At 35.3% G+C, this 10620-nt stretch carries 10 protein-coding genes and 1 other annotated feature; of the genes, 3 read left to right on the top strand and 7 right to left on the bottom strand.

Going from position 1 to position 10620, the window contains the following annotated elements:
• Window positions 1–328: 328 nt before the first annotated feature.
• Both H0184_RS26590 and H0184_RS26585 read left to right on the top strand, forming a co-directional pair.
• Complete coding sequence (locus H0184_RS26590; RefSeq protein ID WP_221830762.1) at window positions 329–988, top strand: hypothetical protein; 660 nt, start codon at window positions 329–331, stop codon at window positions 986–988.
• A 529-nt stretch (window positions 989–1517) separates the two neighbouring features.
• Complete coding sequence (locus H0184_RS26585; RefSeq protein ID WP_221830758.1) at window positions 1518–1676, top strand: hypothetical protein; 159 nt, start codon at window positions 1518–1520, stop codon at window positions 1674–1676.
• 286 nt (window positions 1677–1962) lie between these two features.
• On the opposite strand, the gene H0184_RS26580 is transcribed toward H0184_RS26585, so the two are convergent.
• From H0184_RS26580 to H0184_RS26565, 4 genes are all read right to left on the bottom strand, one after another.
• Window positions 1963–2496 carry an AAA family ATPase gene (locus tag H0184_RS26580; RefSeq protein WP_221830757.1) on the bottom strand — a complete coding sequence of 178 codons (534 nt, stop codon included), beginning with the start codon at window positions 2494–2496 and terminating at the stop codon, window positions 1963–1965.
• 28 nt (window positions 2497–2524) lie between these two features.
• Window positions 2525–3283 (bottom strand): 2-phosphosulfolactate phosphatase, encoded by a 759-nt coding sequence (locus H0184_RS26575; RefSeq protein ID WP_221830755.1) that lies wholly within the window; start codon window positions 3281–3283, stop codon window positions 2525–2527.
• Window positions 3284–3361: 78 nt separating this feature from the next.
• Window positions 3362–4072, bottom strand: a complete 711-nt coding sequence (locus tag H0184_RS26570) for an MraY family glycosyltransferase (RefSeq protein ID WP_221830753.1) — start codon at window positions 4070–4072, stop codon at window positions 3362–3364.
• A 364-nt stretch (window positions 4073–4436) separates the two neighbouring features.
• Entirely contained in the window at window positions 4437–5750 is a 1314-nt protein-coding gene (locus H0184_RS26565) for an MDR family MFS transporter (protein ID WP_396953625.1), read from the bottom strand.
• 573 nt (window positions 5751–6323) lie between these two features.
• On the opposite strand from H0184_RS26565, the gene H0184_RS26560 reads away from it, so the two are divergent.
• Complete coding sequence (locus H0184_RS26560) at window positions 6324–7097, top strand: GNAT family N-acetyltransferase (RefSeq protein WP_221830751.1); 774 nt, start codon at window positions 6324–6326, stop codon at window positions 7095–7097.
• Between the two features lie 132 nt (window positions 7098–7229).
• On the opposite strand, the gene H0184_RS26555 is transcribed toward H0184_RS26560, so the two are convergent.
• The 3 genes from H0184_RS26555 to metG all read right to left on the bottom strand — a co-directional run bounded on the left by H0184_RS26555 (window position 7230) and on the right by metG (window position 9841).
• Entirely contained in the window at window positions 7230–7436 is a 207-nt protein-coding gene (locus H0184_RS26555) for a hypothetical protein (RefSeq protein ID WP_221830749.1), read from the bottom strand.
• A gap of 142 nt (window positions 7437–7578) precedes the next feature.
• A complete protein-coding gene (locus H0184_RS26550; RefSeq protein WP_221830747.1) occupies window positions 7579–8049 on the bottom strand; it encodes a DUF3291 domain-containing protein in 471 nt (156 codons plus the stop codon).
• A gap of 157 nt (window positions 8050–8206) precedes the next feature.
• Entirely contained in the window at window positions 8207–9841 is a 1635-nt protein-coding gene (gene metG / locus H0184_RS26545) for a methionine--tRNA ligase (RefSeq protein WP_221830745.1), read from the bottom strand.
• Window positions 9842–9906: 65 nt separating this feature from the next.
• Window positions 9907–10182: a binding site (T-box leader), on the bottom strand.
• Between the last annotated feature and the right edge of the window lie 438 nt (window positions 10183–10620).

Here is a 10620-nt window from a genome sequence, read left to right as displayed (position 1 = left end):
CACTCTACGGGACTGCCCGTCGCACAAAAAGCTGCCTGAAATGGCAGCTCCTCTGGAAGAAACGCTACCTGTTAGTTTAAGTGAAATTTTTCACAATTTCTAAAATAAAATTTTAGGAAAAACTAGTAAACTATCTCTCCCTGTACAACAATCTACGTATGTTTTGATAGTAGGAATATAGCAGTCTGTACGGTCAAAACGAATATGAAATTCGAATTTAGGAAAAAAATTTTAGTTTTTTTAAATCCTAATTTTAGAAATCAGGTGGTATGTCCAATCTCACTTAATCATTTTCCATAGACTAATTAAAAAAGGAGATGAGAAAGTGATGAAATATACAGGAGCTTCACGCACAGATTCCTCAAGAAATTCTAAAAATGAACATTTAAAGGAAGAAAAAGTATATCAATCCTCGGCACACCAAGAGTGTATTGACCGTGCTTATCGTATTCCCATATTTTTAAGTACGACAACTCATTTAAATGACAACCAACAACGGTTTCTAGACCGTCTAATTTTAGAGATTGAGAGTGCTTTACTTTTTCCGCGTACATTACCTTTAAGCGAAAGTTATCCCGAATCCATTTTAACTGATATTCGACGGTTAGTTTCATCAAGCTATGGAATGTTGGCAGTAAACCTTCGTCGTTTTAAAATTCAAACAGTTGACGTCAATGCAGGCCCCCCTCCACCATCCACTCCTTTCTGGATAGGATCAGTTTATTCACAAGTAGAACCTTCAATGGCTTTTCAATTTGGACTACCCTTATTATTAGTAAGGGAAGAAGACACTGACGCAAATAATGGAATTTGGGCAGGAGGAATTGCCCCACTAAACCTATTTATAGTTTGGCATTCTGAAACTCAAACTGTTGATCAATTCTTTAACACTCCTGAATGGAGATCAGCCTTTGCAAATTGGAGTGCACAAGTAAGAAATGCTTTTTATATTCAGACAGAGCCTAAGTTCAAGTATAGATGTGAATGATAAACTGGTACTTTAGCAACAAGTTGAATATTTTTAAAAAAGTTGAAAATATATATTCACCTTTATATATTTTTGGCTTATTTACATAAAAATAACATTTGCATAAACAGAACTTTTTAGTTTCCAAATACAACACTTACTTCTTCAGCTAACCTGCCAGTTAGCTGAAGAACAGGTAAGGATTACCGCTGCCATCCTCTTGAACGCAAGGCCCCGTCAGTTAAACAAATTACATCATGTATGAAGTTCCATAATAAACAAGGTCCCATATCGGTCTGCAACACTTAAGCCTTCTACCTACATTAAAGGACGTATGAGCCTAGTTTTATATTTTTTGAAATAGCAGGTCAACTTATTTTCGTTGGTCGTGCATAGGTTAAATCAAATTTGTTATGCGATATATACGTAAAAAATAGAATAGTCAAGTTCATGTAATTCTTTGTAATGATTGTAGTAAAAATTAAAAACAAAGGGTACAAGCATAGGTGAATAAGATAGTAAAAACAACTTTTAATTGAAGGAGGTTTTTATGATGGGTATTTTATCGAACATCATCTGTAAATTAAAAGGACACGTTTATGAAGAATCCAGTCAGAAACCCGATGGATGGGGATATATTGCGACATGGTTTATATGTAACCGATGTGGTCATGAAAACGTAGTCACAGAGCGAGAGGATCAAGTTTAATACTAATCATCAAATAACGGTGTCTACTCTTTGCCCGTTTTTTAAAAATTTTTCGAAACATCTGACATATGAAAGTTTAATCTAAATAAACGAAAGGAGGCGTCATCAAATGCCTCCTTTCATTGTAAATATTATGGTTATCCGATTCATCTGTACAGATATGTTTGTGGCGGATATGGTTAAGGAGACGGATTCTATGGTGGCAGTATTTTTCCCCCTCCACTTTCCTCTAATAAGGAAAGAAAGGCGAACGTTTGCTTACTTGTACAAAGCTCATTAACCAAATTTAATTTAGCGAGGAAACTTTTTGATTTATTATATTTACAATATCATTAATATTAACTCCGTCGGTATTTATGAAACTTTCAAAACAACGATCTTTATATCCATCCATACACTTCCTAGTTTGCTGAAAGCACCAGTTTCCTTCACTCTCCCCCCTTTTTCTAAGCCTCTCATATATGGTTTCTTCTTTTGCAGTAAAACAAAAATGAAAAGTCTCTTCATCTATTTCTTTGAATCCATTAAATATGTATTTAAAATATCCTTTATTATAAATGGTCATTGGAACGATTAAGTCCTTGTCATATGTTCTTTTTAATAGACTGGCCACATTCACCACTAGTTGCTTCCATAATTGATAGTCTTGAAAATTGTCTGTTTTTTCGTATGGATGTGCAATCTCTTCTGTAATGATATTACGTACCATATAGCCGATCTCTTCAGGGTCAAATATCATACTATTATTAATACTTTTTTGTAATTCATTCGCAACAGACGTTTTTCCGACCCCAAAAGCTCCATTAATCATGATGATCATTTTCTCTGATCTCCCTTAAACTTTTAGTCTAAACATTACTATATTCGATAAAATGATCTCTACACAACACAGGAACAGTCTGGTAAACATTTAATCGACTACAATGTGTTACGTCAGATTCAAATCCCTTTTCGCGAAGTTCTCGTCCACTTCCACAATCCCAAATAAACTCATCTATATTATGTTTTGTATGAAGAAATGCGGTGGTACATAGCTCTGCTTCGGGAGATTTCTTTCCTGCCAAGTATGAAAGAATTGATCCAGCACCTAAATAATCTTCCATTGCAGGGCGTAAAGTATCTTCGTGTAATTTATTGTCCTCCCATTGTTCTCCACAGGGGATAACGGTAATATTTGCTTTGGTTTGTTTTTGAATAAGATTTGCTGCATCCGCAACTGAACGTGCATTTAACAAAGAACCAACTAATAATGCTGGTACCTTTGAAGCAATCCATGTACAAAATGATCCGTTTAGTGATGTTAAAACATATTTCTTAGAATTGTGTTCTTGGTTAAAAGAAACAGGTGATAAAGTAGGTTTATCTAATTTAGCGGCCTCCGCTCTTCCTAATATAAATTCAGCACCTATGCTTTCTGCGTACAGCTTTCCGTCCAAATTAGGCGGATACGGATAAATAATTGCACCTTTATTTAAAGCAGAAACAACGGTTGATGAGAAACTTAAAACATCAACGATAATAACGATGTCCCCACGATTTGCAGCCTCCCTAGCTCCACGCCTTCCCCACTCCATTTTGCATTCATATGGATTTTGATTAAAATACATGAAATCAACCTTCCCATTCTATACTAGGATTCTATGTATTTTTTATAGTAAAAAAACGCGAGTACCACCCCCGTTTGATTAAACAAATCGATATTTACTCGTAAATTGTGCTATAACCAAAATAATTGATATCCCAACAACGAAAAGCCATAAAATATTTGAAGAAACGATAAAAATTAATGCACCGAATAAAATAGCCATCGATGAACTAATCGTAATTGCTTGTACACTCGTTATTTTGTTTTGAATGAAATAATATAAAGTGAATGGCAGGGCTAATGTAAATATTGGGATATAAATAAATAAAATTGATATTTTAATAAGCGATATTGAAAGCACGCCTATTATAAAACCTATTGACATAGTGAACATACTTGCTAGAAAAGTTTTTCCTTTGAAGTATCCATATAGCAGAATAAACAGAACCACTAAACTAGAACAAAATCCTGTTATTAAAACAAATGAATCGCCAACAATGTAAGCTGATATTGTGAGATAAAGTAAGGAAATGAATGGTAAAAGCAATATTGCAGGATTTCGCACTTTCCTCGTATTGATTACATTTGTAAAACCTACTAGAAATAACAACGTAAAGGGTATTGCTAAATAACCTAATTCTATTTGATGACCATAAATTTGATTTATAGTAGTAATCTCAAGATTCCCAACCATTATTAATACCAGGGACAAACTAATTTGACCAAGTAATACCCAAATAATTGATAGTTGAGCTAATTTGGTTATACATACCATTAAAACGATACTCATTAATAAAAGAAAGTATAACAAACCTTCCCTCCTCATAAAGATTTTTTTTGAAATCCAAAGTTAACTATTCCAATTAACATTATACAGTATATTCCAAAAAGTAATATGAATATGATGGCAATGCTTTATCCACTATCGGTGAACGAGAGTTACAATTTTGAAGCCCAAAACTGTGGTATAAAAATAATTGCCTCCTGAATGTTAGGAACATAAATTCCAATCACACATACTTGACTCATACTTTATCCTCCATTTATATTCGATTTGTTTTTCCTAAACAATAATTCCACTTAATACCATAAATCACCTGCTTAAACACTATAAAAACCCTTAGCATAAGAAAGAGCTCGATTCTTACTGTAGAATCGAGCTCGTTTTAAATAAGCTATGTTAAATTCGTATTACTTGCTGCAGCCTCTTTTACCTGAAGGGGCTGATTCTTTTCCTTCGCTTGTGTTACCCATTTATCTAGTGATAAATAAATAATACCGGCAAAAACACACCCTATTCCCAAAATTGTAAATAGAACCTGACCAAGCTGATCATCAAGCAAAAAACCGGCAACAATGGGACCGACGGCACTCCCAACAATCCACTGGAGGCTTGCTGCCCCCATATAGGTACCTCGTAAATGTTCAGGTGCAATATTTGCTACAAATGTCATTTGTACCGGGGATAAAAGCATTTCCCCTAATGTGTATATTCCATAGATTACGAGAAGGATTAAAAGGATACTCCAATAAGAAAATTGGAGCTTTGTAAAAAAGATTGGCAGCCATCCTACTGCTAGCAGCCCAAAACCAAATAAAACCGAACCATATAGCATGACCTTTCCAAGTTTGCGCTTACTTGCCCATCTCGATATCGCAAATTGGAAGAAAACGACCAGAGCTCCGTTAAAAGCCATTAAATAAGGATATGGATTTTGGACATCGGAAAGTGAAGGCAATTGTTGATCAAAATGCAGTGGAAGCATCCCTTCTGTTTGAGAAAATCCCATTGAAATAACAATTCCTGTGATAATATAGAAAAATAAAATTTTGTCTTTGACGAGCACCGTAAAAATAGAAGGCAGTTTCTCTTCTTTATCAAGATCCTTCGTTTCCATTTTTCGTTCATTCTTCGGCAGTGTTTCTGAAAGCAACAGCGCTAAAAAAATGGAATAAATAAAGACAGATGAAGCAGCAATGATAAAAATAACTGATTTTGATAAAAACACAATGGATGCCCCAAGCAGTGGTCCGATTGCCGCGCCAATATTGTGACCCATTCGCAGTAGCCCATATGCTTCCGTCCGTCCCGCTTCATCCGTCACATCCGCAACCATAGCAGATGCTGCAGGATGAAAAAGAGAATTAAACAATCCGAAAAAACTCGAGATGACTAAGAATGGATAGAAGCCATCGAAAAAAATAAAACCTAGCATAACCAATCCATTTCCAACCATGGAGACAATCATAATAGGCTTTCTTCCATATTGGTCCGCAAGCTTTCCACCTAATAATGAACCAAGCACTCCGGCAATCGGCCCCATCGCCATCACCACACCTACTTGCCAAAAATGATCCACCTTATCACTCATGTATAAGGCGAAAAAGGGCATTAACATCATCATTGCAATACCATTAATCGATTCACCTATAAAACGGATCCAAATATTGCGATCCATCTTTCGAAAAGCATTTAAACTCATTTTCAATTCTTTTACCTCATTTCTCTCTGACATCCATCTGGTCAGACTGATTTTTTAACACATTTAGAAAGGTTCAACTCCTTATTTACAAGCACAAAAAAGCCATGAGCAAGTTAAACCTGCCCACGGCTTTTAATTACATGAAAGAATGGGTAAGGGAAACTTATGGTTGCTCCATCGCTTTATAGTTAAAATAGGGCATACTGCTCCCAGGAGACATCACAAATGTGATGGAACAAACTTCTATAAAATTAACTATAAAACATACACCATTAAGCAATTCCTTACACCTCCTATTCCCTGAAATTTTCAAATTATCTTAATTATCCTCTCAAATTATAATTTACCAATAACATCCTTGTAAAGATATTTTCTAATGGATAGCCTCCCATTAATAAACTATCTCAATAATACCCGTCATTCTATGACTGTCCCCCTCAAACAGTTGTTAGAACTGTTTGCCACTAAGCTTCTTCCTATCACAAAGAATTGCGGATAGTGATGGTCATAAAAAAATATCGAACATTTTTTAATAACATGCTATTTTAAAAGTATACATGGATGAATGAGGTGGAATCGATGAAATGTGTTTTGAAACCATGCAAGCAAGAGGATGTTAAAGAGTTCATGGATGATTATGTTGCTTCCTTATCGTCTCCTTTTGATTCGTTTTTAGAGGAACATATTTCTTTTTATATGATTCACTATGATGAAGAAGTTGTAGGCTACTATGCTATTTTCAAGGATACTCTGCTTACTCAATTCTATTTAAAGCGACATTTATATCCAATGAATAAAGTCATATTGAATGAAATTTTATCAAAGCACTCCATTCAATCGATTTTTGTTTCTACAGGTGATGAATTATTATTAAGTTCAGTTATCGATCAGGATTATAAAATCAATAAGCAAGCCTACTTTTTTCAAGATAACAAGATATCTATTCCCAAGGAAAAGTTATATAAAGAAGGATCTTTCAGTAAAGCTGTTGATCGTGACGTAGACAAGATCATCGAAATTAGTCATGATTTCTTTGATCAATTGGAAGAACGCATTCGCGATGGCCAAATTTTTGTATTTAGTAACGATAAAAGTCTATTAGGTGTAGGTATTATAGAAAAAAGTATTTTACAAGATGGTATTGCAAGTGTTGGTATGTTTACCAATGAAAGCGTTCGAAAACTTGGGATAGGCCGGACTATTATTCATCACTTAAAACAATGGTGTTACACGAATAATCTTAAACCGATTTGTGGTTGTTGGTACTACAATGATAATTCAAAATTAACATTAGAAAGTGCTGGTATGGTTTCAAAAACAAGACTATTAAATATCCAGGTGCATAAGGAATGAAAAGAACCCCAATGATTGATTCATTGGGGGCTTTTGGGTCAACCATATGGGTTCGATTAAAGAAAAATGCTTCTGCGACAGTTGAGGCTGCTAGTACAACATAACGGAATTGCTGCACCCACTTGAAACGAGTTATTCTTTTTTATTTCCCTTTTTTTCTAACCCTTTTACTCGATGTAAAATTTGAAATAATATAGTGGTGGTAAACGAAAATTGAATGATAAATAAGATTAGATAAATAAATTCAATATTTTCCCCGCCAATTAGTGTACCTAAGCCAAACAACAAAACCAAACTCCCAATAGTTGTTAAAATAAATACTAAAATCCCATTATCCAACTTGAACTCTCCTAAGAATTAATCATTGACCATAATACCTGTTATAGTTTTAATTCATTTTACCACTTATAGGTACCCTTTTGTGTTCAAGGAAAAACTGAGACTTATTAATGTGATTCCCAACTTATCAGTGGAACTCTGGTCACTTACTTACCTCGATCCTCTCCCCATTTTCATCAAATGTCTGTTTAAAATCAAATACAAATGAAGTAGAACCATTCTCTATGTAATAGTTATACCGCTTGAAGGCCTCCTCCCAAGAGACATCCTCCACCTTCTCTGTCCACCACATTACATATGGAATGTGCTTCTCTGGATAAGACTCCATCCATTTACTCCTGTTTCTCAACGCTTGTTTGTGCTGTCCAGAATAGGTAAAACGATATAAGGCTAGAAGACTTTTCCATACCGTAAGTGTAAGAACAGGATATCCATCCCCTTTAGCTGCTTCCTCCGGGATAGGAACTCCAAATGGGGAGAACTCCTTTACCAGCTGTCCCGATTTCTCAGCCTGTCGCATTACTTCGTATCCCACCTTAAAAAACTCATGAGAAGCAGGGTGATCATAGGGATGATGTAGTCTGCCCACTGTATAAATTACAACAAAAGCCATAAGAATCCCTCCATTATCTGTTCCTTTTTTAGATATATTCGAATACGGCAGGATTTTATAACTTTTGTTATCTTATTACACTTACTTTTCGGAATGTCAGTTAACATAATATAATTATAGATTATTAGCAATTTCTATGGCTTTTTTGAATCCTTTTTTAAACTGTTTGGGTGCTTAATCTTTCAAGCTCTTCTTTAATTCTTACTGTGTCTATTCTTTCAAACAATGGTTCTATTTTTGACAAACGCACTGATTTAACATCAAATGCTTTCCATTCGGTTCCTGTAGTGTTTATCATTTCCTTGACTTTACCGCTAGAAAAAGGAAGGAATGGAGTAAGAATATGAGCTAAATTTGCAATCAGATAAACACAATCACACAGAGTTTGTTTGCAAGACTCATGATCTTCCTTTATTTGTTTCCAAGGCTGTTGCTCATCAAAATATTTGTTCGAGAATCTAACAAGTTCAAATACCTTTTCTAATCCTTGTTTGAAGGAAGTAGTTTCAATGCATTGACCCACTTCTCTATATAAGGTGTTAACTTTATCTTGGATCGTTGAAGTGATCTCTTCTTCAGGTATTAGACCATCAAATGACTTTTCAATAAATTTTAATGTCCGGTTCACAAAGTTTCCATACGCCCCTAATAACTCGCTGTTATGGCTATAAATGAATTCTTTCCAAGAAAAATCAGCATCCCGGTTCTCTGGTGCGTTGATTGTTAGGAAATACCGTATCGAATCTGGTTGATATCTTTCTAAAATATCAGGAACCCAAACCGCCCAATTTTTACTTGTAGATAATTTTTTCTTTTCCAACGTCAAATACTCATTTGATACGATATGACTTGGTAAATGTTCTTTGCCGAGTGCAGCAAGAATTCCGGCCCAAATAATGGAATGGAATGGTATATTATCTTTCCCGTGAACGTAAAAAGATTGAGTTGAAGAATCCCAAAACGTTGAATCATCATTATTTGTTTCCTTCGCCCATCGTTTACTGGCTGTGTAATATCCTGCTACCGCCTCAATCCAAACGTAGATTTTCTTGTCTTCATATCCAGCGACTGGAACACTTACCCCAATAGGCAAATCTCTTGAAACGGCTCTATCTTGCAAGCCTTCCTTTAGGTAGCGTTTTGTAAGAGAAATGGCATTATCCCTCCAAAGTTTCCTATATTCTGCTTCTTGTGTATATTTTTCCAACACTTTTTGGAAAGAGCTTAGTGCAAAATAGAAATGCTCTGTGAATCTTGCACTAGGTTCGTTCCCGCAAATTTTACATCTTCTTTCAAGCAGTTCAAGTGGTTCTAATATGGTTGAACAATTATCACATTGGTCTCCACGAGAAGGCTCCTTGCAAACAGGACAAATCCCTTCAACATAACGATCAGGCAAAAACTGATGACATTGATCACAATAAGTTTGTTCGATTTCCTTTTTGTAAATCTGTCCTTTTTCTAGTAACTCGATAAATATCTCCTTGACGACTTTATGATGATGGTCTGTATCCGTTCTTGTATAAATATCATACGAAAAACCTAATTTCGAAAAACAATCTTCGAATTCATTGTGATAGCGGTTTGCAATTACTTGGGGAGAAACACCTTCTTGCTTCGCCCTGACAGCAATTGGCGTTCCATTACAATCGCTGCCTGATACATACAAAACCTTTTCTCCCTTTAAACGGTAGTACCTTGCAAGTATATCCCCAGGTAACAAACTAGAAATATGACCTAAATGTAATGAACCATTTGCATAAGCCCAAGCACCGCCAATAAAAATACTCATAAATTAAAACCTCCTAATGTAAATTTAATAAAAAAACACAAAAAAACCCCGTCTTAACTGTAATAGTTAAGGACGGGGTTTGAATTCCACGCGGTACCACCTTAATTTGCAAAATAGCTCACACTATCTGCCTCAACAAGTACGGAGTTTTACTTAAACAACTCTTATACTGTGACATTAATAACGAGTGCCAAATCTCGTCGTCTCCTACTAATACAAAAGTACGTTCAGAACGAAGCTCAGAGACCATTGTTCAAATGAATGTTTTTGCTTCTTTTCAGCTACCGAAGCTCTCTGGTGAAAAACAATACCATTTTACTTTTTCTCTTCATTGCCTTTGTTAGATAATTAACAATAGTTTATTCAATAATTATCCAGACGTCAATACCATAGGGACGGTTCTCGCGGTCTTTTTTGTCAAACTTATACCATGGGAACCGTCCCTCTGGACACCTGTTTTAATAATAATCACATCCTATTTTAGGAAAGCTAATAGGAACGATTATGTTTGTTTGCTGTGAAGGGGTGAAACCATGCATGAAAAGCTTTCATTACAAAGTGAGGATCTGGTCCGATTAATTAATCCAGTTCCCATTCATAAAATAGAAGAAATACTTAGAAGATAATAGTATGCAATGGGGACGGTTCTGTACTGACCCCCAAAAGTTAGAGTAAAATCTGGCTTTTGGGGTGTTTATTTATGGGCAAATATAGTGAAGAATTAAAACTATTGGTGGTAAGAGAATATCTGGAAGGAAATCTTGGATATAGAGCCCTTG

The organism is Neobacillus niacini (assembly GCF_019749295.1).
GTDB classification, from domain to species: domain Bacteria; phylum Bacillota; class Bacilli; order Bacillales; family Cytobacillaceae; genus Neobacillus; species Neobacillus niacini_D.
Note: the sequence above shows the minus strand (reverse complement) of the source record. Positions and strands in the feature narration are given on the sequence as shown.